General features: G+C 67.6%; 20 protein-coding genes, 1 tRNA gene and 2 pseudogenes. 9 read left to right on the top strand and 14 right to left on the bottom strand.

Annotation, left to right across the window (positions count from 1 at the left end):
- Positions 1-92: 92 nt before the first annotated feature.
- On the bottom strand, positions 93-1,388 hold the full coding sequence (locus FA90_RS04805) for a type II secretion system F family protein (protein WP_036166475.1): 1,296 nt from the start codon (positions 1,386-1,388) through the stop codon (positions 93-95).
- Between the two features lie 11 nt (positions 1,389-1,399).
- Complete coding sequence (locus tag FA90_RS04800; protein WP_036166473.1) at positions 1,400-3,106, bottom strand: GspE/PulE family protein; 1,707 nt, start codon at positions 3,104-3,106, stop codon at positions 1,400-1,402.
- Between the two features lie 191 nt (positions 3,107-3,297).
- Between FA90_RS04800 and FA90_RS04795 the strand changes: the two are divergent.
- Positions 3,298-3,591 (top strand): annotated as a pseudogene (locus FA90_RS04795) (phosphoglycerate mutase family protein); the annotation flags it as partial.
- Between the two features lie 145 nt (positions 3,592-3,736).
- On the opposite strand, the gene FA90_RS04790 reads toward FA90_RS04795, so the two are convergent.
- Complete coding sequence (locus tag FA90_RS04790; RefSeq protein WP_081933650.1) at positions 3,737-4,261, bottom strand: PEP-CTERM sorting domain-containing protein; 525 nt, start codon at positions 4,259-4,261, stop codon at positions 3,737-3,739.
- Between the two features lie 170 nt (positions 4,262-4,431).
- Here FA90_RS04790 and FA90_RS27125 point away from each other — a divergent pair.
- The 3 genes and pseudogenes from FA90_RS27125 to FA90_RS04780 form a co-directional block, all read left to right on the top strand.
- Positions 4,432-4,643, top strand: a pseudogene (locus FA90_RS27125) (hypothetical protein); the annotation flags it as partial.
- Between the two features lie 121 nt (positions 4,644-4,764).
- Positions 4,765-9,252 carry a response regulator gene (locus tag FA90_RS04785; RefSeq protein ID WP_036166467.1) on the top strand — a complete coding sequence of 1,496 codons (4,488 nt, stop codon included), beginning with the start codon at positions 4,765-4,767 and terminating at the stop codon, positions 9,250-9,252.
- Positions 9,249-10,175: a diguanylate cyclase domain-containing protein gene (locus FA90_RS04780; protein ID WP_036166464.1), complete on the top strand. Its 927-nt coding sequence runs from the start codon at positions 9,249-9,251 to the stop codon at positions 10,173-10,175. The genes FA90_RS04785 and FA90_RS04780 overlap by 4 nt, the downstream gene beginning before the upstream one ends.
- Here the strand turns inward: FA90_RS04780 and FA90_RS04775 are convergent.
- The 10 genes from FA90_RS04775 to FA90_RS04730 form a co-directional block, all read right to left on the bottom strand.
- Entirely contained in the window at positions 10,148-10,669 is a 522-nt protein-coding gene (locus FA90_RS04775; RefSeq protein ID WP_051971428.1) for a MaoC family dehydratase, read from the bottom strand. The genes FA90_RS04780 and FA90_RS04775 overlap by 28 nt on opposite strands.
- Positions 10,666-11,820, bottom strand: coding sequence for an acyl-CoA dehydrogenase family protein (locus tag FA90_RS04770; protein WP_036166461.1), 1,155 nt, complete (start codon positions 11,818-11,820; stop codon positions 10,666-10,668). Before FA90_RS04770 ends, FA90_RS04775 begins: the two co-directional genes overlap by 4 nt.
- A 9-nt stretch (positions 11,821-11,829) precedes the next feature.
- Complete coding sequence (locus tag FA90_RS04765; RefSeq protein ID WP_036166457.1) at positions 11,830-13,020, bottom strand: acyl-CoA dehydrogenase family protein; 1,191 nt, start codon at positions 13,018-13,020, stop codon at positions 11,830-11,832.
- A gap of 168 nt (positions 13,021-13,188) precedes the next feature.
- Positions 13,189-13,530 (bottom strand): PEP-CTERM sorting domain-containing protein, encoded by a 342-nt coding sequence (locus tag FA90_RS04760; RefSeq protein WP_197065246.1) that lies wholly within the window; start codon positions 13,528-13,530, stop codon positions 13,189-13,191.
- 213 nt (positions 13,531-13,743) lie between these two features.
- The gene (locus FA90_RS04755) at positions 13,744-16,023 is read right to left on the bottom strand and encodes a carboxy terminal-processing peptidase (RefSeq protein ID WP_036166452.1); all 2,280 of its coding nucleotides are present in this window, start codon (positions 16,021-16,023) and stop codon (positions 13,744-13,746) included.
- A gap of 166 nt (positions 16,024-16,189) precedes the next feature.
- On the bottom strand, positions 16,190-16,861 hold the full coding sequence (locus tag FA90_RS04750; RefSeq protein ID WP_239700541.1) for a hypothetical protein: 672 nt from the start codon (positions 16,859-16,861) through the stop codon (positions 16,190-16,192).
- Positions 16,862-16,874: 13 nt separating this feature from the next.
- Positions 16,875-17,426 (bottom strand): thymidine kinase, encoded by a 552-nt coding sequence (locus tag FA90_RS04745; RefSeq protein WP_036166441.1) that lies wholly within the window; start codon positions 17,424-17,426, stop codon positions 16,875-16,877.
- Positions 17,427-17,537: 111 nt separating this feature from the next.
- Positions 17,538-18,164, bottom strand: coding sequence for a PEP-CTERM sorting domain-containing protein (locus tag FA90_RS04740; RefSeq protein WP_239700540.1), 627 nt, complete (start codon positions 18,162-18,164; stop codon positions 17,538-17,540).
- A gap of 184 nt (positions 18,165-18,348) precedes the next feature.
- Complete coding sequence (locus FA90_RS04735) at positions 18,349-20,640, bottom strand: penicillin acylase family protein (protein WP_081933648.1); 2,292 nt, start codon at positions 20,638-20,640, stop codon at positions 18,349-18,351.
- A 69-nt stretch (positions 20,641-20,709) separates the two neighbouring features.
- Positions 20,710-21,498 (bottom strand): hypothetical protein, encoded by a 789-nt coding sequence (locus tag FA90_RS04730; RefSeq protein ID WP_036166433.1) that lies wholly within the window; start codon positions 21,496-21,498, stop codon positions 20,710-20,712.
- Positions 21,499-21,658: 160 nt separating this feature from the next.
- On the opposite strand from FA90_RS04730, the gene FA90_RS04725 reads away from it, so the two are divergent.
- The 3 genes from FA90_RS04725 to FA90_RS04715 all read left to right on the top strand — a co-directional run bounded on the left by FA90_RS04725 (position 21,659) and on the right by FA90_RS04715 (position 22,781).
- A tRNA-Leu gene (locus tag FA90_RS04725) sits at positions 21,659-21,745 on the top strand.
- A gap of 235 nt (positions 21,746-21,980) precedes the next feature.
- On the top strand, positions 21,981-22,280 hold the full coding sequence (locus tag FA90_RS04720) for a hypothetical protein (protein WP_156116589.1): 300 nt from the start codon (positions 21,981-21,983) through the stop codon (positions 22,278-22,280).
- Between the two features lie 99 nt (positions 22,281-22,379).
- Positions 22,380-22,781 carry a hypothetical protein gene (locus tag FA90_RS04715; RefSeq protein ID WP_036166427.1) on the top strand — a complete coding sequence of 134 codons (402 nt, stop codon included), beginning with the start codon at positions 22,380-22,382 and terminating at the stop codon, positions 22,779-22,781.
- 55 nt (positions 22,782-22,836) lie between these two features.
- Here FA90_RS04715 and FA90_RS25495 read toward each other — a convergent pair whose 3' ends face one another.
- The gene (locus FA90_RS25495; protein ID WP_239700539.1) at positions 22,837-22,992 is read right to left on the bottom strand and encodes a zinc-binding dehydrogenase; all 156 of its coding nucleotides are present in this window, start codon (positions 22,990-22,992) and stop codon (positions 22,837-22,839) included.
- 371 nt (positions 22,993-23,363) lie between these two features.
- Between FA90_RS25495 and FA90_RS04705 the strand changes: the two genes are divergently transcribed.
- On the top strand, positions 23,364-24,002 hold the full coding sequence (locus tag FA90_RS04705; protein ID WP_036166423.1) for a paraquat-inducible protein A: 639 nt from the start codon (positions 23,364-23,366) through the stop codon (positions 24,000-24,002).
- Positions 23,999-24,664 carry a paraquat-inducible protein A gene (locus FA90_RS04700; RefSeq protein WP_036166420.1) on the top strand — a complete coding sequence of 222 codons (666 nt, stop codon included), beginning with the start codon at positions 23,999-24,001 and terminating at the stop codon, positions 24,662-24,664. Before FA90_RS04705 ends, FA90_RS04700 begins: the two co-directional genes overlap by 4 nt.
- Positions 24,665-24,714: the final 50 nt, after the last annotated feature.

Here is a 24,714-nt window from a genome sequence, read left to right as displayed (position 1 = left end):
AGCAAACTTGATCCACCGCAACAAAAGTTTTTATGAAAACATAGTTTCGTGACAACAAATCTGTCGCGCCGTACAGACACCAGCGCGACTGCTCATTGTTTGCCGTGCAAGGCGGCCTGCCCCAGGTCCCAGATCGGCAGGAAGATGCCGAGCGCCAGCACCAGCACCAGCGCGCCGAGGAAGACGATCAGGATCGGCTCGATCTGGCTCGACAGCGTCTTGAGTTCGTAGTCGACCTCGCGCTCGTACATGATCGCGATCTCGTCCATCAGGTCGTCGAGCGAACCCGATTCCTCGCCCACCGCGATCATCTGCAGGACGATCGGCGTGAACACCTGGGCATGGGTCGCCGTGCGCAGGATGCTTTCGCCGCGCTCGACGCCGTCGCGCATCTGGTCCATGCGCCAGGCGAGATAGGCGTTGTCCGAGGTCTGGGCGACCACCGTCAGCGCGTGCACGATCGGCACGCCGCTGCGCATCGACAGCGCGAAGCTGCGCGCGAAACGCGACATGGTCGCCTTGTGGACGATCTTGCCGGCGACCGGGATGCGCAGCTTGTAGCGGTCCCAGGCCAGGCGCCCCGCCGTGGTGTTGGTCCAGGCGCGGAAACCCAGCACCGAACCGATCGCGGCCAGCGCGAACGCCGGCCACCAATGCACCGAAAAGCGCGAGGTCTCGATCAGGATGCGCGTCATCAGCGGCAATTCCGAGTGGAAGGTCTTGAACACCTTCTCGAACTGCGGGATCACGAAGATGTTCACCACCGCCATCGCCAGGATCATCGCTACCACCACGAAGCTCGGGTAGCGCATCGCGCTCTTGACGCGGTTGCGCATGTCGCGGTCGAACTCCATGTGGTCGAACAGGCGCAGGAACACTTCTTCCAGGCGGCCGGTCATCTCGCCCACGCGCACCATCGCCAGGTAGAAGGCCGAGAAGCATTTCGGATGACGGCGCATCGCGCTGGACAGTTCGCGGCCGGCGTCGAGCGATTCGCGCAGGTCGCGGATGACGACGGCGAACGCGGGATTGGTGCTCGATTCCTGCAGGCCGCCCAGGCCGCGCATGATCGGCACACCGGACTTGAGCAGCGTGTAGAGCTGGCGGCTGAACAGCTGCACGTCGAGCGACGTCACCTTCTTGCGGGTCAGGCGCAGCCACAGGCCGCCTTCCGATGCCACGCCCACCGCGCCGGCGACGCCGCCGGCCGCGCTGGCGGCATTGCTGGCGGTTTGACTGGTGACGGCGCGCTTGCTCGGCACGATCTCGATCGGCGTGGCGCCGGTGCCGAACAGCTGGTCGGCGACCGCGCCGCTGTCGGCGCCTTCGAGCACGCCCTGCAGCAGGTCCCCGCGCGCGTTGCGCGCCTTGTAGGCAAAGAATGGCATCGGGTGGGGCCTCAGTCGTCGACCTGGTTACTGATCCGCATCGCTTCGGCGACCGTGGTGCGGCCCTGGATCGCCAGGCGCACCGCGCCGCGGCGCAGGGTCTCGCCGCGCATCTCGCTGTGCGCGACCTTCAGGAAGTGCGACGGGTCCGGATGGTTGATCGCCTCGTTCACGCCGCGCGTCATCTCCAGCAGTTCGTAGACGCCGGTACGGCCGCGGTAGCCGGTGCCGTTGCAGTGCGAGCAGCCGCGCCCGTGGAACAGCGGCACGATCCCGGCCTTGTCGCCGAGCTCCGCACGCAGCCACGCGCGCTCGGGCGCGGGCGCCTGGAACGGTTCGCTGCAGCTTTCGCAGATCACGCGCACCAGGCGCTGGGCCAGCACCGCCTGCAGCGAGCCGCCCACCATGTAGCGCGGGACCCCCATGTCCATCAGGCGCAGCGGGGTCGAGGCGGCATCGTTGGTGTGCAGGGTCGAGAGCACCAGGTGGCCTGTCATCGCGGCGCGCAGGCCGATCTGGGCGGTTTCCTGGTCGCGCATCTCGCCGACCAGCACGATGTCCGGGTCCTGGCGCAGCGCCGAGCGCAGCACGCGCGCGAAGTTCAGCTCGATCTTGTCGTTGACCTGCACCTGGTTGATGCCTGGCAGGCGGTATTCGACCGGGTCCTCGACCGTGATCAGCTTCTTTTCCACCGAATTGAGTTCGGCCAGCGCGCTGTACAGCGTGGTGGTCTTGCCTGAACCGGTAGGGCCGGTCACCAGCACCAGGCCGTTGGGGCGCTGGACGATGGCGCGGAAGCGCTCGACCAGGCGCGGCGGCATGCCGATCGCGTCCAGTCGCAGGTTCATGCCGACCTGATTCAGCAGACGCATCACGACCGATTCGCCGAACTGGGTCGGCATGGTCGAGATACGCACGTCGATGCGCTGGTTGCGCACCTTGACTGCGAAGCGGCCGTCCTGCGGCAGGCGCTTTTCCGAGATGTCGAGGTCGGCCATCAGCTTCAGGCGCAGCGCCAGCGGCGTGGCGATCTTGATGTCGGCCTCGGTCTGCAGGTGCAGCACGCCGTCGATGCGGAAGCGGATCTGCAGGCGTCCGTCCTGCGGCTCGATGTGGATGTCGGAGGCGCGCACCTGGGCCGCATCGTCGAACACCGATTGCAGCAGCTTGACCACGGGCGCTTCTTCCAGGCCCGGATTGGCGGCCAGCGCGCCGAAGTCGATCGAGCCGGATTCGCCCAGGTCCTGCTCGAGTTCGCGCGCCAGGCCGGTGATCTCGCCGGTGCGGCGGTAGATGCGGTCGATCGCCTGCAGCACCTCGGTCTCGTTGACCACGGCCAGCTCGATGCCCTTCTTCAGCAGGCGCGCGATCTCGTCGTAGGCAAACAGGTCGGTCGGGTCGGACACGCCCACCAGCACGGTTTCAACCCGGTCTTCCAGCACCAGCGCGCGGAAGCGCCGCGCCTGGGTCTCGGGCAGCAGGCGCACCACGTCCTGGTTGATGTTGTAGAACTTGAGATTGATGTAGGGGATGCCGAGCTGGCGCGCGAGCGCGCCCGAGATCTGCTCCTCGGTGACGAAACTGCTTTCCACGAACACGCGGCCGAGCTTGCGGCCGGTGCGCTTCTGGTCGGCCAGCGCCTGGTTCAGCTGCTCTTCCGTCAGCAGCTTTTGCTGCACCAATATTTCGCCGAGACGGACTTTTTCTGGCCTTGCCATAGCACCCCTATTATTTCCTGTAAGACTCAACCCGTGATTCTATGTCAGAAAAGGGTTAAATTGACTCAGGGAATCATATTAGTGCCGTAAAGACGCGGCGCCGGCGCGACAGCCTGCCGTGATGAGCGTGCAAGACGAGCAACAAAGATGGTCGGAATGACCACTGGTGCAGCCGAGTAGGAGACCGACGCATGACGCACACCCGACGCCGCCGCATCTTCCTGATGCGCCACGGCAGCGTGACTTACTTCGACACCGACGGCAAACCACGCCTGCCGGAGAGTGTGCCGCTCAACGAGGACGGCCGCGCCCAGGCCGACGGCGCCGGTCTGGCATTCCGCGAAGCGGGCGTGGCGTTCGAGCGCGTCATCGTGTCCGGCCTGCCCAGGACCGTCGAGACGGCCGCGCGCGTGCTGGCGCAACTGGCGCCGGGCGCCGCGCCGGCGCAGCCCGAGCTCTGGCCCGAGCTGCAGGAAATCCGCGGCGTGCTGCAGCCGGGAGCGCGCAGCACGACCATGGAGCTGCTGTTCGAGCAGTACCGGCGCGGGCGCGGGATGTGAGGCGCTGCCGCTGCGTCCTGCGGCTTGTCACTCTTGTTTCCACATGTTCGGCCGCCCGCGCGGTGGACGCTCAAGCGCTGCGCCGGCGCCGCAGCGTCGCGGCAGCGCCCGCGCCCGCGCCGATCAGCAGCAGCGCCAGGCTGCCCGGCTCGGGGACGCTGGCGATTTCCTCGGTGCTCGTGCTGATGATGCGGGTGGTCCAGGAGTCGTTCGAGCCCGCCGTCGAATACCCGAAGCCCTGGCCGCGGCCCAGGAAGTAGAGATAGAAATCGTCGCTGCCGATCATGAGGTCGTCCAGACCGGACGCCTTGGCGCCGAATGCATAGCCGCCGCCGCGCGGCCCGGCGAGGATGTCGTCGACCGCGTAGGTGTGGCCGCCGATGGTCAGGTCGATCGCCAGGACCACGGGCAAGGCGTTGTCCTCCAATGGCGTGGTAAACAAGATCGATCCTGCGACCGGATCTTGTGGCGCGGCAGCCCCGTCTCTGGCGCTGAACTGGCTTGCAGTGAAACTGACCTCGAGGATCCTGGCGCTGGCGACTGCAGGGCACAGAAGGCTGGCGGCGACGGCAAATGCGGCAATGGTGGTTTTCATGGGGATCCCATCTGTCGAGAGTGGCCTTGCTTGCGCAAACCCTGACGCAGGAATCGAGCCAGGAATTTTTTCGCTTCTCGAACAAGGACTTGCCGATTTTCCCGAATCACGAGCCCGGTGTTTGTAAATATTTCCGACATCAGGGGCGGCCAGTGCAGCTGCGCGCCGAGGACATGAACTTCTATCTGGCCTACGACCTGTTCCGCCTGGCCGGCATCATGCAGGCATCATGAAGCGCTACGTCGACGGCACCGCCAGCAACGCGCAGGCGCTGGAAAACGGCAAGGCCGCCCGCCCGATGGCCGAGATGGCATTGGCCGACGGCCCGGACGAGGTGCACCGCAACGCCATCGCGAAGCTGGAGCTGGGCAAGTACGCCTGACGCCGCGCCGCGCCGGGCCGCGCCGGTCCGCTTGAGCGCGTGCGTTTGCCGCCGCCGGGCCGCTCGGCTACCATGTCTCCCGGCGGCGCATCGGCTCCGCGCGCATCCGCGGAGCTGTGCATTGCTGTTTTCACAAGGTCGTTCTTTACCCTCCATCCGTTCCAAGCTGATCATCCTGGTGCTGGCCTGCGCCGCGCCGATCGTGGCCGGCTACCTCGCTTTCGCCCACGACGCCGACCGGCGCGAGCGGGCCCACATCGCCCAGGACGCGGACATGATCGTGCGTGCGCTCGCGGCCGCGGTCGACCGCGACCTGGACAGCGCGGCCACCGCCGCGCGCGTGCTGGCCAACCAGAGCAGCCTGGCGACCGGCGACCTGGCCGCTTTCCAAATGGCCGCACGCCGCCTGCTGCGGCCCGAATTCCCGGTCGCCGGCTTCGAGCTGAGCGGCGCCGACGGCCGCGCCCTGCTCGACGCCCGTCATCCGCTCGGCGCCGCGCCGCCGGATAACGGCAACGAGGCCGACGTGCGCGCCGTGTTCGCCTCCGGCAATGCCGTGACCTCGGGCCTGCACCGCGCCAGCCCCGGCCAGCCGTGGCTGGCCTCGATCACGGTGCCGGTCTGGCGCGACGGCCGGGTGGCCTATGCGCTCTCGGTCGAATTGCGCCCGCAGCGGCTGAACGCGCTGCTGGCAGGCCAGCAACTGCCTGAGAGCTGGAATGCACGCATCTTCGACAACCACCAGCGCCTGGTGGCCCGCAGCGGCCCAGCCGAACGGGGGATCGGCATGCCGATCCGTCCCGAACTGGCGCAGGCGCTGGCCCACGCCGACCTCGGCCAGGTCGCGCTGCTCGGGCGCGACGCCGGGCGCGTCTACATCGCCTACGCGCGCACGCTGGGGCACGGCTGGGCGGTGACGATCGGCTACCCCTACCACGCCGAGCGCGAGATCCTCGGCACCGATCCGGCCACGAGCCTGGCCGGGATCGGCGCCATGCTGGCGCTGAGCTTGACGCTGGCTTGGGTCATCGGCGGCGGCATCGCACGTTCGGTGCGCGCGCTGACCGGGCCGGCGGCGGCGCTCGGCCGCGGCGAAGCGCTGGCGATTCCGCCGCTGGCGATCCGCGAAGCGGCATCGGTGGCCGCCGCGCTGCGCCAGGTCGAAGGCGAGCTGCAGCAGTACCGCGCCGGCCTGGAAGCGCTGGTGGCCGAGCGCACCAAGGAACTGCGCCGCTCCAGCGCGCTGCTGTCCACCGTGTACGCCAGCGCGCCGGTCGGCCTGGCCTACCTCGACGCCGACCTGCGCATCGTGATGGTCAACGACTACCTGGCGGCGGTCAACGCGCTGACGGCCTCCGCCCACATCGGGCGCACGCTCCCCGAGCTGCTGGGCGAGCGCGGGGTGCACTTCGAGGCGCCCTACCGGCGCGTGCTGGCCAGCGGGCGGGCGCTGATCGACGTCGAGGACAGCGTGGAGGTGCCAGCCGAACCCGGCGTGATGCGCTACTGGATCTGCAGCTACTACCCGGTGTACGGACCCGAGCGCGAACTGGCCGGCATCAACGCGGTGGTGCTCGACATCACCGAGCGCAAGCTGCAGGAGCAGCGCGAGCGCGACAACCAGGAGCTGTTCCGCGCCTTGTTCGAAGGCGCCGGCGACGCCCAGGTGCTGCTCGTGCCCGAGGCCGGCTTCATCAGCGCCAACCCGGCCGCGGTCAAGCTGTACGGCTGCGCCAGCCTCGAGGAATTGCTGGCGATGTCGCCCGCCAACACCTCGCCCGAGCTGCAGCCGAACGGACGCAGGTCGAGCGAACTTGCGCACGAAACCATGATGCGCGCGCTGGCGCAAGGCGGTTGCCATTTCGAGTGGCTGCACCAGCGCCGCGACGGCAGCCTGTTCCACGCCGACGTGCTGCTGACCGCGGTCGACATGGGCGGCCGCCGCATCCTGCAAGGCACCATCCGCGACATCACGGCGCGGGTCGAGACCGAGCTGCGCCTGGAGCGGAGCGAGCGCATGGTGCGCGCCATCACCGACCACCTGCCGGGCCTGGTCGGCTACTGGGACGCCGGCCTGCGCTGCCGTTTCGCCAACCGCCCTTACCTCGAGTGGCTCGGGCGCAGCGTCGAGGAGGTGATCGGCCACACCGCCGCCGAGCTGATGGACGCCGAGCAGATGTTTCAGGTCCAGCCCTACCTCGACGGCGTGCTGGCCGGGCGGGCGCAGTTCTTCGAGCGGCGCCTGCAGCGGCGCGGCTACGACAAGGTGATCTACGCCTGGGGCAGCTACATTCCCGACCTCGACCTGGAGGGCCGGGTGCGCGGCTTCTACATGTTGCACGCCGACGTCACGGAACTGAAAGGCACCCAGTCGCGCCTCGAGCAGGCGCTGCGCGCGGCCGAGGCGGCCAGCAGCGCCAAGGGCGAGTTCCTGGCCAACATGAGCCACGAGATCCGTACGCCGATGAACGCGATCATCGGCCTGGCGCGCCTGCTCGAGGAAGCCCAGCTCGGGCGGCGCGAGCGCGGCTACGTCGCGCGCATCGGGATGGCCGCCAAGTCGCTGCTGTCGATGCTGAACGACGTGCTCGACTACTCGAAGGTCGAGGCCGGCCAGCTGGCGCTCGAGCGCACCGCGTTCCGGCTCGACGACGTCCTGTCCGGCATTGCACTGCTGACCGCCACCAGCGCCTGGAACAAGGGCATCGAACCGGTGTTCGCGGTCGCGCCCGACGTCCCGCGCCACCTGCTGGGCGACCCGATGCGTCTGGAACAGGTGCTGCTGAACCTGGTCGGCAATGCGATCAAGTTCACCGAGTCGGGCGAAGTGGTGCTGTCGATCCGGGTCGAGGCGCAAGACGCGGGCAGCGAAGACAGCGGCGTGCGCCTGGCGTTTTCGGTGCGCGACAGCGGCATCGGCATCGCCCTGGCGCAGCAGCAGCGCATGTTCGAGGCGTTTTCGCAGGCCGACAGCTCGACCAGCCGCAAGTACGGCGGCACCGGGCTGGGCCTGGCGATCAGCCGGCGCCTGGTCGACCTGATGGGCGGCCACCTCGACGTCGACAGCCGCCCCGGCGAGGGCGCGACCTTCGGCTTCAGCGCGGCGTTCGCGCTGGCGCCTGCGCCGGGACCGATGCAGGGGCCGGATGCAGCGCCGCCGGCCGCACACGCCGGCGCGGCGCTGCACGTGCTGGTCGCCGACGACAACGCCAGCAGCCGCGCGGCGCTGGCGGCCATGCTGCGCGCACGCGGCTGGCAGGTCGATGTCGCGGCCGGCGGCGTCGAGGCGCTGGCGCTCCTGGCGCACGGCGCCTACTGCCTGGCTTTCATCGACAGCGCCATGCCGGACCTGGACGGCGCCTCGGTCCTCGCGCGCTCACGCGCTCACGCCGGCGCGCCCCCGCGCGTGGCGCTGATGGCCGCCGACCCCGACCACGAGCGCCTGGACGCGATGGCGGCCGACCTGCGCGTCGACGCCCTGCTGGCCAAGCCGTTCACGCCGCAGGCGGTGGACGCAGCCGCGGCGGCGCTGCTTGGCGCCGTGCCGGACGAACCCAGCCACCCGCTGCGCGTCGGCAGCGCCCTGGCGGCGCGCCTGGCCGGCCTGCGCGTGCTGGTGGTCGAGGACAATCCGCTCAACCAGGAAGTCGCGCAGTTCGTGCTGGCCCAGGCCGGAGCGACGGTCGACTTCGCCGGCAACGGCCGCATCGGCGTCGACCTGCTGGCCGGCGGGATGCGCTACGACGCCGTGCTGATGGACTTGCAGATGCCGGTGATGGACGGGTTCGAAGCGACCGGCGCGATCCGCCGGCTCGGCCTGCCGGTGCCGATCGTGGCCATGACCGCCAACGCCTTCGAGGACGACCGCCGGCGCGCGCTCGGGGCCGGCATGGACGCCTGGGTGGCCAAGCCGATCGACGTCGACGAGCTGGTGGCGACGCTGGCGCGCGTGACCGGGCGCGCGGCGGGCGCAGCGCCGGCGCAGGCGCCCGTGGCGGCGCCGGCGGCCGCGCCGGCCCTGCCCGGCATCGACCTGGCGGCCGCGCTGCCGCGCATCCGGGGCGACGTCAAGGTGCTGGCCGAGCTGCTGGCGCGCTTCGCGGCCAGCCACGCCGACGACGCCGAGCGTATCCGCGCCGAGCTGGCCGAAGGAAGGCGCACCCGCGCCGCCCAGGCCGCGCACCGCCTGCACGGCGTGGCCGCCAACCTCGGCGCGTCCGAGGTGGCGCGCCTCGCGGCGGAACTGGAACAGCGGCTGCCGAGCGGCGACACGGCGGCGCTGGAGTCGCGCCTGGCCGGCCTGGACGCCGCGCTCGGGGTCGTGCGCGCGAGCGCGCAAACGCTGGCCGCGGCGCACGCGCCCGGCGTCGACGCCGCCGGCGCCCGACCCGCAGATGACCCGGATCTGCCACGCGCGTTGGCGCAGCTGGTCGATTTGCTACAGAATAACAACATGAAGGCGATGGCGCTGTGGGAATCCCTGCGCCCCACACTACAACGCCTCGCACCGCACGCAGAGGCGGTCCTTGCCGATGCGGTGGCCGAGCTGCGTTTCGACGACGCCGCCGGCACGCTGCGGGAACTCATGACGACGATGGAGACTGGATGAGCTGGTCCGACCTGGCCCTGAACGGCCGTATCCTGGTGGTCGACGATGCGATGGAAAACATCCGCATCCTGCATGCCGCCCTCCAGGACGAGCACGAGGTCCTGTTCGCCCTCGACGGTCCGCGTGCGCTCGAGATCGCGCGCACCCAGCATCCCGACCTGATCCTGCTCGACGCGGTGATGCCGGGCATGGACGGCTACGCGCTGATCAAGGAACTGCAGACGGCGTCCGAGACCGCCGACATCCCGGTCATCTTCGTCACCGCGTTGAGCTCGCCGGAAGACGAGACGCGCGCGCTCGGCGCCGGCGCCGCCGATTTCATCAGCAAGCCGGTCAACGCGGCCGTCGTGCGCGCGCGCGTGCGCACGCAGCTGACCGTCAAGCGCCAGCGCGACGCCCTGCGCGCCCTGGTGCTGACCGACGCGCTCACCGGCGTGGCCAACCGCCGCGCATTCGACGAGCGCCTGATGGCCGAGTGGCGCCGCTGCGGCCGGAGCGGGCTGCCGGTGGCGCTGCTGCTGGTCGACGTCGACCACTTCAAGCTGTACAACGATTTTTATGGCCATCCGGCCGGCGACAACACCCTGATCCAGGTCGCGAGCGCATTGCGGCGCGCGGCGGGGCGCACCCAGGACCTGGTGGCGCGCTACGGCGGCGAAGAGTTCGCGATCCTGCTGCCGCAGCTGGACGCGCGCGGCGCCGTCGGCGTGGCCAGGCGCCTGATCCTGGAACTGGAACGGATGGCGATCCCGCACGCCGCCTCGCCGACCGCGCCCTACCTCACCGCCAGCATGGGCATATCTGGCATGATCCCGGGCGAACACACGATTCCCGCCGACCTGGTGCAGGTGGCCGACGCGCGGCTGTACCAGGCCAAGGCCGACGGCCGCAACCGCTACCGTGCGGGGGCGGGCGCGGACTGAGGGCCGTCCCGCTTCGCCCTTCCCGCTTCCTGGCGGCGCGCGAACATGCCCATGCCCTCGACCGTGCACACGGTCGCGCCGTGCTGGTTGCTCGCCACCCACTTCGACCACACCACGCCGCGGTCCGGCTTGGAAGCCGACGCCTTGACCCGCACGGTCTGGTAGCGCACGTGCAGCGTGTCTCCGGCACGTACCGGCGCCAGCCAGCGCACGTCGTCCAGCCCGGGCGAGCCCATGCTCGAGGACCTGGCCATGAGGCCGTCGACCACCATGCGCATCATCATCGAGCAGGTGTGCCAGCCGCTGGCGATCACGCCGCCGTAGATCGAGGCGGCCGCGGCGGCGCGGTCGACATGGAAGGGCTGCGGATCGAACTGGCTGGCAAAGGCGATGATCTCGTCTTCCTTCACCGGGCGCGTGCCGAGGTCGATCTCCTGGCCCGGATAAAAGTCTTCGAAGTACCAGTCGGCACTGGCCTTGGCATCGCCGCTCATGCCGCCTCCTGCGCGCGAAACCCCGGGCGCTCGATGAAGCGCGCCAGGTGGTGGTCGCTGTCGCCCAGTGTCAGCTCGATCGTCGTCAGGCGCTTGAAATAGTGCGCGGCCGGCAGCTCGTCGGTGACGCCCATGCCGCCATGCAGCTGGACCGCCTGCTGGCCGACGAAGCGCGCCGCCTGGCCGACCCGGTACTTGGCGGCCGCCACGGCCTTGCGCCGTTCCTCGGCCGCATCCGCGCCGGCGCCGTCGAGCCTGACGGCCGCCAGCAAGGCCATCGAACGCGCCTGCTCGAGGTGGATGTACATGTCGGCCATGCGATGCTGCAGCGCCTGGAACTTCCCGATCGGCACGCCGAACTGCTGGCGCGTCTTGAGGTACTCGAGCGTGGCCGCAAACAGCGCATCCATCGCGCCGACCGCCTCGAAGCACAGCAGGCCGGCGCCGTAATCGGCGGCCGCTTCCAGGATCGCCCAGCCCTGCCCCGCAGCCCCGACCAGCTGCGCCGCATCGACGCGCACACCGTCGAGGACCACGTCGGCGCCGCGCTGGCCGTCGAGCATGCGGTAGCCGGCGATGCGCAGGCCCGGCGCGTCGCGCGGCACCAGGAACAGGCTGATGCCGCCCTCGTCGCGCTGGGCGCCGCCGGTGCGGCTCGACACCACCAGCATCCCGGCTTCAAAGCCGTGCAGCACCACCTTCTTTTCGCCATCCAGGATCCAGCCGGCGCCGTCCGGTGTGGCTGTCGTTGCGATGTCGCGCAGATCGTGGCGCGACTGGCGCTCGCCGAGCGCGCAGGCCAGCTTCAGTTCGCCAGTGGCGACGCGCTCGAGTTCGGCGTCGTGGCCGCCGCCCAGCGCGAGGAATCGGGCGCCGAGCACGGTCGCGAAATACGGCTCGACCACCAGGCCGCGCCCCAGCTCTTGCATCACCGCGAACAGGTCGACCGCGCCGCCGTCGAAACCGCCCTGCGCTTGCGGCACCGGCAGCGCGGTCAGGCCGAGCTCGACCAACGTCGACCAGGCCGCCTCCGACACGCCCGATTCCGAGTCGACGATGGCGCGGCGCTTCTCGAAGTCGTAGTCGCGCGCGATCCAGCGCTTGAGGGCGTCCGCCAGCTGCTGTTGTTCCGGGTTGAAGTTGAAGTCCATGTCGGTTCCTTACAGGCCCAGGATCATCTGGGAGATGATATTCCGCTGGATCTCGTTCGAGCCGCCGTAGATCGAGGTCTTGCGGTAGTTGAAGTAATGCCCCAGCAGCGGCGCGGCGAAGTCGTCGTCGACCAGGCTGTGCTCGCGCGCACCGGCGAGATAGTCCTCGTCGAACGGCAGCGCCATCGGTCCGGCGGCTTCGACCATCAGCTCGCTCAAGCGCTGCTGGATCTCGGTGCCGCGCACCTTCAGCACCGAGGCCTCGGGACCGGGCGCCTTGCCGGCGTCGGCCAGCACGCGCAACACCGTCATCTCGAGCGCCATCAATTCGATGTCCAGTTCGGCGACCTTGACGGCGAACAGCGGATCCTCCAGCAGCGCGCGCCCGTTCTTCTGCTCGCGCAGGGCCAGGCGCTTCAAGGCCGCCAGCTCGCGCTTGGAACGGCCGACCGCGGCGATCCCGGTGCGCTCGTGCCCGAGCAGGTACTTGGCATAGGTCCACCCGCGGTTTTCCTGGCCGACCAGGTTGGACAGCGGCACGCGCACGTTGTCGAAGAAGACTTCGTTGACTTCGTGGTCTTCATCGAGCATCACGATCGGGCGCACGGTGATGCCGGGCGTGTGCATGTCGATCAGCAGGAAGGAGATGCCCTCCTGCTTGCGCACGCCGGGGTCGGTGCGCACCAGGCAGAAGATCATGTCGGCGTGCTGGGCCAGCGTGGTCCAGGTCTTCTGACCATTGACCACGTAATGGTCGCCGTCCCTGACCGCCGTGGTCTTGAGCGACGCCAGGTCGGAGCCGGCGCCCGGCTCCGAGTAACCCTGGCACCACCAGTCGTCGCAGGACAGGATGCGCGGCAAAAAGTGGGCTTTCTGCTCCGGGCTGCCGAAGGCCATGATCACCGGCGCGACCATGTTCACGCCGAACGGCAGGATCGGCGGCGTGCCGGCGCGCGCGCACTCTTCCTCGAAGATATGGCGCTGGAGTGGCGTCCAGCCCGGACCGCCGAACTCGACCGGCCAACCCGGCGCCACCCAGCCTTGTCTGGCCAGGATCCTGTGCCAGCGGACATAGTCGTCCTTGCTCAGGCGTAGGTGATCCAGCACCTTGCGGCGCAGGTCGGCCGGCAATTCGGCCGCGAGGAAGGCGCGCACCTGGTCGCGGAAAGCCAGGTCGTCGTCGGTGGTGTTCAGGTCCATTCTGTCTCCGTAGCGTTTTTTTGTATTAAAAAAGCACGACCGTTCCAAACGATTGTACCTGAAAAGCGTGACGTTCAAGCAAGGCTGCAGCACCCGATGGAGAAAAGCGCAGACGAAAAAAGAGCGGGCCGAAGCCCGCTCTGATGTGCGCTAACGATGTTCTTGCCACTACTTGTTGCGGCGACGGCGCAAGCCGATGGCGCCGAACAGGCCGGCGGCCATCAGCGCGATCGACGACGGCTCCGGCAGAGCGGTCCCATCGGCGGCTGCTTGCACGGCGCTAACCGGCGGCGCCGTCACTTGCGGGGCGTCGACGGTGGTCCTCGGCGGCAGGGCTGCCGGGTCGCTGGCAACGGCGCTTGCCAGCGGGCTGGTCGTGGCGATGTGGTCAGCCAGGATGGCCGGACGGATCTCGGTGATCTGGTGCGCGCTGCGTGGGGCTGCGGTTTGTGCGAAGGCTGCGCAGCTGCTGGTCATCAGCAAAGCCGCGATGAGTTCACGTGTTGACATCATAATCTCCTAACATGGTCGGGAAAGTTACTTTAAAATCAACTGCATACCGAGCGTAGCATGGGTTAAAAAAGTAGCGTGTTCAATTGCATACCATAAAAAAAGCGGACATTCCAGAGGGAGCGCCCGCTTTTTTCAGATTTTTTAACATTACTTCAATTTACTGCGGCGACGAATTCTAGCTGCAAAGCCAGCCACAGAAACCGATCACGTTTATTTCGCCTGCGACAAGTACGGCATCGTCCGCGAAGCCATCCGGTTGTCGGCCTTGAGCATACCGGCCTCGTCCGACAGGATGTGCGCCGCTTCCTGCAGGTAGACGTCCTTGGCGTTCTTCGCCGCCTTTTCCGCCGCCAGTTCGGCGCTCAAGCTGCGCTCGCTGCCCTGCAGGCCGTCATCCGACGTCGGCAAGCCTTTTACCGAAACGGCTTTCTTCGGCGCCGTCGGCGTCGGCACCTTGGCGCGCTGGTCCTTGTTGCCCGAATTCGTATTCGCGGTCGCATCGTCGGGCGTGCCCTGGGTCGAGGCCATGCGCGCCTCGCGTGCCTTGGCCTTGGCTTCCTGGGTCTCGCGCTCCTTGCGGCGCACGTTCTCGTTCAGCGAGATCAGGTTGTCCTTGCGCAGCTTGATCGCCTCGGCGATGTCCGACTCGATGTCGAGGAAGTCCTTGTCCTTGGCGATACGGACGTCGTGCTTCTTCTGCAGCGGCGCGAACAGCTCCTTCAGGTCGCCGGCCGGCATGTAGGTCGCCGGCTTGATCTGGGTCCACGGCAAGGCGTTCTCGTAGGAAGACTCGCCGAAAGTCTCGGCATCGGCGGTGACCGGCAGCTTGATGTCGGGCGTAACGCCTTTCAGCTGCGTGGTGCCGCCATTGATGCGGAAGAACTGGGCGATCGTCATCTTCAGTTCGCCGTACTTGACCTTGTCGCTTTGCGAGAAGCGGTCCAGGCTGATCAGCGTCTGCACGGTGCCCTTGCCGAAGCTCGGTTCGCCGATGATGACGCCGCGGCCGTAATCCTGGATCGCGGCGGCGAAGATTTCCGACGCCGAGGCCGAGCCGCGGTTGATCAGCACGCCCATCGGGCCGCTCCAGGCCAGGCCGGCGTCGGTGTCGTTCTCGACCTCGATGCGGCCTTCGGCGCTGCGCTGCTGCACCACCGGGCCCTTGTCGATGAACAGGCCGGTCAGTTCGACCGCCTCGATCAGCGAGCCGCCGCCGTTGTTGCGCAGGTCGATCAGCACGTTGTCGACCTTGTCTTTCTTGAGTTCGCCCAGGATGCGCTGCACGTCGCGCGTCGCGCTCTTGTAGTCCTTGTCGCCCTTGCGGCGTGCGTCGAAGTCCTGGTAGAAGGTCGGCAGCTGGATGATGCCGATGCGGCGCGTCACGCCGCCGTCCTTGACCGTGATGATCTGCTTCTTGGCCGACTGCTCTTCCATGCTGATCTTCTGGCGCACCAGCGAGACCGTGATGTGCTTGCCGTCCTGGCCGGCGTCGGCCGGGATCACGTCCAGGCGCACGGTCGAATTGCGCTGGCCGCGCACCAGATCGACCACGTCGTCGATGCGCCAGCCCATCACGTCGGTGAACGGGCCGGTGGCCTGGGCCACGGCGACGATGCGGTCGCCGACCTTCAGCTTGCCGGACTTGTCGGCCGGGCCGCCGGTCACGACTTCGCGGATCACGGTGTAGTCGTCGCGCTGCTCGAGCACGCAGCCGATGCCGTCCAGAGACAGGCGCATCGCGATGTCGAAGTTTTCCGAGGCGCGCGGGCCGAGGTAGTTGGTGTGCGGCTCGATCGCCATCGCGTAGGCGTTCATGAACATCTGGAACACGTCTTCGTTGTTGAGCTTCTTGAGACGGTTCTGGTAGCCCTCGTAACGCTTGTCGAGGGTCTCGCGGATGTATTTATCGTCCTTGCCGGCCAGCTTCAGGCGCAGCCAGTCGTTCTTGACGCGCTTGCGCCACAGATCGCGCGCCTCGTCTTCGTTCTTGGCCCAGGGCGACTTTTCGCGGTCGATCTGGAGCGATTCGGCTGTGCTGAAATCGAAGCCGCCCTTGGCCACCAGCTCGCGTGCGTAGGCCATGCGGTCGCTGAAGCGCTGCTGGTAGGTGTTATAGATCTGGAACGGGAGCGTCAGGTCCTCGTTGTTGATCGCATCGTCGAGCTTGGTGCGCGCGGGCGCGTACCCGTCGATGTCGGCCTGGGTGAAATACAGTTTTTCGCCGTCGAGCGATTTGAAGTAAGCATCGAAAATCTTGGCCGACATCGCATCGTCGAGCGGCGTGGCCTTGTAGTGGTAGCGCGAGAGCACGCGCGAAGCCCACAGCGCGGCCTGGGTCTGGGCGGCGGCGGGCTTGAGCTGCGGCAGCGCGGTCGGCTGGGCCGCCTGACCCGAGGCCGGCGCTTGCGCCTGGCCCGGTTGCGGCTGCGCCGTCACCACGTGGGCCGATACGGCGAGCGCCATCGCGGCCATCAACATCTGCTTCTTCATTCTTCGTTTCTCCGAACGGATTTGGTAAGGCGGCCGCCTTGAGGAAGGATTCGGCAGCCACGCCGACTGGACGGCGCGTGCAACCAATTCTACAGGATAGCGCAACGACGCAGAGTCGGCTCGTGCGCTTCTTCAGCGCAGCTTAAGTCGCGCTCCGCTCTACGGTTCACGCTTTTACAAATTGAAACAGGTCATGATGCCAGGCGTACAAGCCGATGCCGCCGAGCCCGATCAGCACGGCCCACGGCCAGCTGCGCAGCGCCAGGCGCCAGTCCACGGGCGACGGCCAGAACGACAGGAACTGCGGCGCCAGCAGCAAAGTGAGCGCCAGGTCGGCGGCACCGAAATGCCAGTCGCCTCGGGTGCGCCACCAGGCCGCCGTGAGCGGCACCAGCAGCACCAGGAAAGGCGCCAGCGCCGCCGGCGCCGCGTTCCACCAGCGCAGGTTGGCGAAGGTGACCGAGCCCAGCTCCCAGGTGCGGCCCTGGCGGCGCGGCACGATCGAAAAGCCGGTTGGTTCGGCGCCGAGCAGCAGGCCGACCGAGAAATGCGCGAGTTCGTGGCACAGCGTGCCGGCCGCGCTGAACACGAAGAACAGCGGATGCAGGGCGGTCAGCATCCAGATCAGGAAAGCCAGCGCGATCGAGGGCGTCAGGTAGAGCAGCATGTCGGCGCCGCCGCGCGCCCAGGCCGGCAGCTGCGCGAGCAGATCGGCCAGGGCGTGCCAGAAGGTACCGGCGGGCGCCGCCGTGGACCACGCGGTGGACCAGGCGCTGGACCAGCCAGTGAACCCGGTGGTGGCCCAGGCGTTGGCCAGCGCCGTCCAGCCATGCGCCATCGCCGGTCCCCGCTCAGCCGCGGTAGAAGCAGCGCCCGCAGGCCTGGCGGTAGCTTTCGTTGCCGCCGATGCTGACTTGCTCGCCTTCGCGGATGCGCCGCCCGTGCGCGTCGACGCGGATGTTCATCGTCGCCTTCTTCCCGCAGGTGCAGATGTTCTTGATTTCCTCGATGTCGTCGGCCAGCGCCAGCAGGTAGGCCGAGCCGGGAAACGGTTCGCCGCGGAAGTCGCTGCGCAGGCCATAGCAGATCACCGGCACGCCGCGCACCTGGGCCAGCTGGTGCAGCTGCACGACCTGGGCCGTGCTCAGGAACTGCGCTTCGTCGACCAGCACGCAGGCGACGTCGGGCGTGCTTTCCAAGAAGTTGGTGTTGGTGTCGAACACGTCGGTCTGGCGATGCGGCCCCAGCCGCGAGGTGATCTGGCCGACGCCGTAGCGGTCGTCGATCTTGGCGGTGTACAGCATGACGCGCTGGCCTTGCTCCTCGTAGTTGTGCGCCACTTGCAGCAGCGACGTCGATTTACCGGCGTTCATCGCCGAATACCTGAAATAGAGTTTGGCCACTGCCCTTCCCTGCCTGAAAGCGGATTCACACGAAATACAATCCGACGATTATAGCAATCCGGCATCGGGGCGCGCCAGCCTCGGCAGACCGGCGCGAGACAGGACCGACGATCAACCGCGGCGGCGGCGCGCCATCACGGCCATGAAGCCCAGGCCGGCCAGGAACATGCCGTAGGTCGTCGGCTCGGGCACGGCCAGCACCAGGTTGTTGACGGTCGGCCAGAGCGCCGAACCGCCGCTCGAGGTCACGGTCACCGAACCGAGGTCGCTGTCCGAGACGAAGCCGAGGAAGGACGACTGCGTCGTGCCGTTCAGGCTGTAGGTCAGCGTGAAGCCGTCGGTGGCGGTCAGGACCAGGTCGCCGCCGGGCACGTAGTCGCCGATGATATCGGAGCCGAAGAAATTGCCGCCGAAAGCGCTGACGTGGCCGGTGAAATTCGAGAACACCACCGAGTCGGTGCGGAAGTTGGTCGACAGCCAGGTGTCGCCGGGGACGCCGGCGCCCCACAGGCCGTTCTCGGCCGAGGCGGTGTAGCCGTAGGCGCCGGCGCTGCGCGTCAGGGTCTCGCCCAATAGGCCAAGGGGCAGGTCGTCGAAGGTATCGACGCCGCGGTTGGCGACGGCGGCGTTGAAGGCGGCCTCGCTGGTGTAGACGGTGATGTCGGCGTTGGCGGCCGCGCTTGCGCACAGCAGGGCGGCCAGGCCGAGCGCTTTCAGCGGAAACAGTTTTTTGCTCACGATGTACTCCCGTTAAAGGTGGATGGACAGCCCTGGGGCTCCCATCAGTAGATAACAGGACAATACGTGATGCAATGCGGATAACCCCGCTTTTCAGGGCGCTTTGCGGTGCATAAAAGTGCGCTCAGATTGCTGCGACCGCTTGCACCGTTCGCACTTCTATGTTTCCAGCGAGAACTTGACCTCACTCGCCAGGATGATACTTGCGCTCGAGCTGTTTCTCGATGTCTTCCTTGTAGAACAGTACGTCCTTGAATTGGCCACGCGCGTACATCTCGGCCTGGTCGCTGAAGTGCGGCGACTTCGGATCGCCACTTTCGCCGCCGGCCAGGATGCTCTTGGCGCGCACGCGCGGGCCGAACTCGACTGCCGCAACGAAGGAGTTGCCGCGGTCGCCGTAGATGCGCTTGGTCGCCTGTTTGGCGCTCATGCCGAACGAGGCCAGCGAACCCCACACCGCCGACGTGAACGGCACCGGGATGCTGGGCTTGCTGTCGTCGTACTGCAAGGCGATGTCGCCGGACAGGCGCTGGAAGCGGTTGATCTCGCCCCACGGCGTTTTCCACGAGCCGAAGTCGGCGGCCAGCTTGTCGCTGGCGCGCGCGAGCGCATCCAGGCGTTCCTGCGGGCTGGAGCGGGTCTGGATGAAGTCGACCACCGGGATCGCCGCCGCGCGCGCGCGCGGGGCCGCCGCCTTGACCATGTCCTGGCCCCAGTACACCGCCAGCGCGGTCGGCACCGATTGCGCCGACCAGCGCAGGTCCCAGCCGCGCAAGGCGGCGACCTGCTCCGCCAGGCGCGCCTTGCGCGGATCGGCGTCCGTCAGCGCCTCCCAGTCCTTCACCACGGCAGGCACCAGCGGCTCGAACGCGGTCAGGTAGGAATCGTAGGCCTTGGCGATCAGGCCATCCAGATCCAGGCCGCGCGCGTCGTGCAGCACCCGTTCGGCGTGCACGCCGCGCGCGTTCTGCGGCAGCGACCACATGTAGGCCGGGTACTTCGAGCAATCCGGGCTGCTCTCGCCGAAACCGGTGCAGGGCCAGTTGTTGGTGTTCGAGATGTAGCCGCTCTTGGGGTTGAACAGCGTGATCGTCTCATTGACCTCGTGCAGCCCCTTCCATTCGGTGGCCGGATCGCTGCCGTCGACCGGCTTGGTCCAGTCGAAGCGGGTATCGCGGCGCGGGATGAAATTGCCGTGGAAGTAGGCGATGTTGCCGTCGCCGTCAGCGTAGACGGTGTTGTTCGACGAATTGGTGCGCAGCTGCATGACCTTCAGGAACTCGGCGTAGTTGCGCGCCTTGGTGCGTCCGTACGACTGTTCGAGCGCGTGCACCGGGTCGTCCATCAGCTTGACCGACACCCACTTGCCGTCCTGCGAGCGGATCACCGGACCGTGGTGCGTAAAGTAGGCCGTGACGCTGCGGCTGGCCATGCCGTTCGCGGTCTTGTAGGACAGGTCGATGTCGATGCTGCGCAGCGGCCGCTCCTGGGCGCCGTATTTGTAGAAGAATTTGCCGCCGCGCTCGACCACCGTTTCCAGATACTCGTCGATCACGTCGCCGCCGCCCGAGGTGTGCATCCAGCCGACGTGCTGGTTGAAGCCCTGGTAGACGAAGAACTGGCCCCAGGTGACCGCGCCGTAGGCATCCAGTCCCTCGTCGCTGACCACGTGGATCTCGGGCCGGAAGTAGAACGAGGTGTGCGGATTGATCATCAGGAGCGCGTGGCCGTCGGCGGTGCGCGACGGGGCGATCGCGAAACCGTTCGAGCCGGTCGGCTCGGGGTCGAAGCCGTTGTTGGACAGTTCGGCCAGCGCCACCTTGGGCGCAACTGCGGATGCGGCCACGGGCGCCTTGCCGTAGAACGCTTCCAGCGCCTTGAGGTCGATCTCCTCGATGTCGCCGCCGATGCTGCCCTCGCTGAACGACAGCGCCATCCACGGCTCGAACCGGGTGAGCAGCTTCGGCTTCACCTGCGGATGGCCGACCAGGTACCAGTTCAAGCCGTCGGCCCAGGCGTCCATCAGCTTTTTCAAATAGGCCGGGCTGGCCGCGTACTTGGCGCGCATGTCGTCCGGGCGGATGTACAGCTTCATGCGCAGGTCGCGCCAGATCTCGCCCTCGCCCTCGACTTCGGCCAGGCGGCCCATCGCGTTGATGAAGTTCATCTCGACGCGGTTGAAGTCGTCCTCGGCCTGGGCGTACAGCATGCCGAAGGCGGCATCGGCGTCGGTCTTGCCGAACACGTGCGGGATGCCCCACTTGTCGCGCAGGATCGTGACGCGCCCGGCGGTGGCCTTCATGCGCGCCAGTTCGGCCGGCGAAAACGACGCCGCATGCAGGCCGGCCGTCGCCGCCGTGGACCCGGCGGCCGATGCCGGCGCCTGCGCGGCCTGGACCGGCGCGAGCGTGGCCACTGCACTGCAGGCGAAAGCGGCGCGCAGCGCGTGCCGGACGAGGAAGCGGGAAGTCTGCATCAGGTCACTCCTAATTGTCGTTATCGTCGCGGGTTCATTGCAGCGGCGGCGTCCGGCCGCAGGAAAGACTCAGCCGCCGCGCGCGGCCAGCTTCTGCTTGAGCACTTCGTTCTCGGTCATCAGGGAGGCCACCCGGTCCTTCAATTCGCCGACCTGGGCGCGCAGCGCCTTGATCTGGTCTTCCGGCGGGTCCATCGACATGTCCTTGTCCTTCTTCGGCTTGGTCGCCGACTTCTGCTCGCGCACCTGGCGCGCCGCCTGCTGCAGTTCCTTCTTGCCGCCGGCCACCGCCGCGACCTGGGCTTCGCGCGGCAGCGAGGCGACGTTGGCCGCCGCGCTCACCGAGATCTGGCCGGCGCGCACCGCGTCGACCAGTTCCGGCGCCGCCGCCTTCTGGATGCGCTCGATCTGGCTGATGGTATTGGCCGAGACGCGCGCCGCGCGCGCCACTTCCTCGCGCGTGTTCCAAGGGGGCGTGAACGGGACGGCCTGGTCGGCCTCGCTCTGCAGTTCGCCCTCGAGCTTGGGCACCACGCGCGCGGCCAGGATCTCCTTCTTGCGCAGCGCCATCAGGCCGCGCTGGAAATCGCTGACGCTGCGGCGCGCCAGCTGGTTGTCGATCATCCACAACTTGACGTCTTCGATCGAATCGAAGCTGTCGTTCTGGACGGTGCGGAACGGGATGTCGTGCTGGGTGCAGATGGCGTAGCGGTTATGCCCGTCGATCAGCACGTCGCGCCACAGGATCAGCGCTTCGCGGCAGCCTTCAGTCAGGAGGCTGCGTTCCAGGGCTTCGTGTTCGGCGGGGGTGAGCGGGTCGACGTAGGTACGCAGTTCGTCGTTAATCGTGATGTTCAATTCGTGTCCTTGCATGTGCTTCGGGGCTGACTGGTTAACTTCAGCCATTGGGTTCGCATGCTACACCATGCCGGGACTCAACTAAAGTCGTTCGGCAATATTGCACATCCGACTCCAAATTGACCCGGTGCGGGTCCGGCTATGCTAGAATTCGCCCGCTGCCCGGATGGTGAAACTGGTAGACACCCGAGACTTAAAATCTCGTGCCAGCAATGGCGTGCCGGTTCGATCCCGGCTCCGGGCACCACGGCCTAGCGCCGCACATCCTCCTTCCCCGCTTTTCTGGTTCCCATCGTTCATGCCGTTGCCCTTGCCAAGGCAGGGGCGGCATCGGCCCCAACCCTGCGCATGACGCGCCAATGCGTGCCTGTCACACGGGAAAATATGGCCCGCGGTGATTATTGGTGATTTTTTTGCAAATTTGACAGCGTATTATTGCTGAGCGAAGCGGCACGCAAAGATGCCGGCCTTGAAACCTCACCATGCGCAGCCTTTTACACCCGATCGCCGGACTCGTCGCCGAGCTGAAACGATATCGCCGAAATATGTTCCCTGAGCATACCTGGCAGTACCACTCCGACGAGGACCGTGTCTGCTCGGTGTGCGATCGCCAGGAATACTTCGATGTCGGCGGCGGCGCCGCAGGCTCGGAATGGACGCTGCTGCAGCGAGGCCGCGAACGCGCCCACTTTGTCCCGAGGCCTGCCGTGGCGCCTCCTGCGTCGCCGCCCGCAGCCCCGATCGCCCTCACCGAACAGCCGTCACCTCTCCTGGTTGACTGAACGGCGCCTGGACAGCGCGCTGGATGGGTTCACGTGCCGAGCCGGTCGGCCAGGACGGTATAATCGGCCCCGTTTAATTTACCGCAGCCACCCTTGCCCATGCCCACCGCTCCCAAGCTGAACTTCGACGATCTGATGCGGCTGGCCGGGACTTCGCATGCGGTCGCCCGCGCGTGCGTGTGCGACCTGGCCTCGTACCACGAATGGACGCGCATTCCGGCGACCTTCCCCGAAGCGCAGATGGACATCGTCGGCACCCTCGCCGACGACCCGTACGTGGAAGCGACCTACGCCGAATATCACCCGGCCGGCACCTCGTACTGGTCGGCCGCCGCGCCGATCGCGCCACGCCACTTTCCCTACAACCGCTGCGAGGTCCTGCGCTGCGAGGTATGTTCACGCGCTGCGCTGAAGTATGTCGAGGCCGGCGGCTATTACGTCGAGCCGCGCGTACGACTGCTCGATCCCGGCCTGCTGATCGACGCGCCGGCGCCGGACTAGCAGGTGCCTGCGGCCATCGCCGCTTTGCCTTGTCCACGCATGGGTCAATCCACCGTCAGCACCAGCTTGCCCTGGATGTGTGTCCGCGCGCGGCGCGCTCGTGCGCCCGCGCGGCCTGCGCCGGCGGAAAGCGGCTGTCGATGGCGACGCGGAGCGCGCCCCCATCCAGCAATCGGGCAAGCTGCGCCAGTTGGGCGCCGTTCGAGCGCACCTGGGTGCTCGAGACGTCGACGCCGCGCGCCGCCGCTTCGTCGTGACCGGCGAAGCCGAGCGGATGGACCGGATCCTGGCGCGGCCGGAACCTGCCGCTTGAGCGGGCCGGACCGCGCCCGGCCGATCGCGATCCGCGCCGCGGTTGCGCGGCCGCGCTGGCCGGCGAGCCGGCTTGGTCGCGGTGGTTCGGGCTGGCGGCGACCTCTGTCGGTTAGTTGCATATCATCGTTTCACAGCGGTAGTCGAGGTCGGCCAGCCGTGCGTTATGCTTGGCGCACGGCAACAGAACATTCCCGCACAGCCATTCGCGGTTAAAGTTGGCATACGATCCCGGCCCAAAGTTACTGATCGCTTGAACCCAATTTGGAAATGAAGACCTATCCCGACTACATCGTCTGCGAACACTGCGACAGCGTCTACCGCCGCCGCCCCGGCCGCTTCTACGAACAGGCGCACTGCGCCACTTGCGACGCCCTGCTCTACCGCGGCGGGCGCCACGACGTCGACAGCTGGCTGGCGCTGGCGCTGGGGGCGGCGATCGCGTTCGCCATCGCCAACCTTTCGCCGGTGATCCGCCTCAGCCTGCAGTCGCTGCGCAACGACGCCACGCTGTGGGAAGCGGCGCGCGCGCTCGACTATGGCGCGGCCGGGCCGATCGCGGTGCCGCTGGCGCTGTCGATCATCATCGTGCCGGCCCTGCAGATCGCCCTGTTCGTCTGGACGCTGGCCTTCGCGCGCGTGCGCCGGCGCGCGCCCGGGTTCGCGCTGGCGCTGCGCCTGCTGGTCGCGCTGCGGCCGTGGAGCATGGTCGAAGTCGGCCTGCTCGGCATTCTGGTCGCGGCGATCAAGCTGTCCAGCTACATGAAGGTGATCCCCGGCGTCGGCCTGGGCGCGATGGCGGCGTCGATGGTGCTGCTGACCCTGATCACCCAGCGCGACCTGCGCACGCTGTGGGACGCCACCGAACCGGCGCCGGCGCCCGACCTGGCGGCCGAGGAGACCGCATGAGCGCGCGCGACCCCGTCGACCCGGTCCCGCGCGCGCACCATTTGGGCGTGGTCGCCTGCCACGACTGCGGCCTGGTGTGCGGCGCCGACCCGGCCCGGCACGCCCACGTCCATGCCGATCCGGCCAGCCATCCGCATTGCCCGCGCTGCGGCGCCGGCCTGCACCGCCGGCGCCCGGACAGCATCGCGCGCACCTGGGCCTTCCTGGTCGCCGCGCTGATCATGTACATCCCGGCCAACCTGTACCCGGTGATGAACACCACGCTGCTCGGCAGCGGCGCCGAGAGCACGATCCTGAACGGCGTCATCGAGTTCTGGAAGAGCGGCTCGTACGGGATCGCGCTGGTGATCTTCGTCGCCAGCGTGGCGGTCCCGTGCACCAAATTCCTGGTGCTGGCCATCCTGCTGGTGATGGCGCAGCGGCGCAGTCCGCGAGCCGTGCGCGAGAGAGCCAAGCTCTACCGTATGATCGAGTTCATCGGCTATTGGTCGATGCTGGACGTGATGGTGGTCGGCGTGACCTCGGCGGCGATCAAGTTCGGCGCGATCGGCGACGCCGAACCGCGCATCGGCATACTTTTTTTTGGTCTGGTGGTGATTCTTACGATGCTGGCAGCGATGAATTTCGACCCGCGCCTCAACTGGGACGGGCAAGAACAATGAACGACACACCTACACAACCGACACCGCAACCCGATCCGCGGCCCGTACCG

The sequence above is a fragment of the Massilia sp. 9096 genome (genome assembly GCF_000745265.1).
GTDB lineage: Bacteria > Pseudomonadota > Gammaproteobacteria > Burkholderiales > Burkholderiaceae_D > Telluria.
This window is presented reverse-complemented; position numbering and strand designations above follow the sequence as displayed.

Coding starts and splice junctions, on each gene's coding strand:
- FA90_RS04805 (WP_036166475.1), bottom strand. CDS start 1,388: ATGCCATTCTTTGCCTACAAGGCGCGCAACGCGCGCGGGGACCTGCTG.
- FA90_RS04800 (WP_036166473.1), bottom strand. CDS start 3,106: ATGGCAAGGCCAGAAAAAGTCCGTCTCGGCGAAATATTGGTGCAGCAA.
- FA90_RS04790 (WP_081933650.1), bottom strand. CDS start 4,261: ATGAAAACCACCATTGCCGCATTTGCCGTCGCCGCCAGCCTTCTGTGC.
- FA90_RS04780 (WP_036166464.1), top strand. CDS start 9,249: ATGAGCTGGTCCGACCTGGCCCTGAACGGCCGTATCCTGGTGGTCGAC.
- FA90_RS04775 (WP_051971428.1), bottom strand. CDS start 10,669: ATGAGCGGCGATGCCAAGGCCAGTGCCGACTGGTACTTCGAAGACTTT.
- FA90_RS04770 (WP_036166461.1), bottom strand. CDS start 11,820: ATGGACTTCAACTTCAACCCGGAACAACAGCAGCTGGCGGACGCCCTC.
- FA90_RS04765 (WP_036166457.1), bottom strand. CDS start 13,020: ATGGACCTGAACACCACCGACGACGACCTGGCTTTCCGCGACCAGGTG.
- FA90_RS04760 (WP_197065246.1), bottom strand. CDS start 13,530: ATGTCAACACGTGAACTCATCGCGGCTTTGCTGATGACCAGCAGCTGC.
- FA90_RS04755 (WP_036166452.1), bottom strand. CDS start 16,023: ATGAAGAAGCAGATGTTGATGGCCGCGATGGCGCTCGCCGTATCGGCC.
- FA90_RS04750 (WP_239700541.1), bottom strand. CDS start 16,861: ATGGCGCATGGCTGGACGGCGCTGGCCAACGCCTGGGCCACCACCGGG.
- FA90_RS04735 (WP_081933648.1), bottom strand. CDS start 20,640: ATGCAGACTTCCCGCTTCCTCGTCCGGCACGCGCTGCGCGCCGCTTTC.
- FA90_RS04720 (WP_156116589.1), top strand. CDS start 21,981: ATGCGCAGCCTTTTACACCCGATCGCCGGACTCGTCGCCGAGCTGAAA.
- FA90_RS04715 (WP_036166427.1), top strand. CDS start 22,380: ATGCCCACCGCTCCCAAGCTGAACTTCGACGATCTGATGCGGCTGGCC.
- FA90_RS04705 (WP_036166423.1), top strand. CDS start 23,364: ATGAAGACCTATCCCGACTACATCGTCTGCGAACACTGCGACAGCGTC.
- FA90_RS04700 (WP_036166420.1), top strand. CDS start 23,999: ATGAGCGCGCGCGACCCCGTCGACCCGGTCCCGCGCGCGCACCATTTG.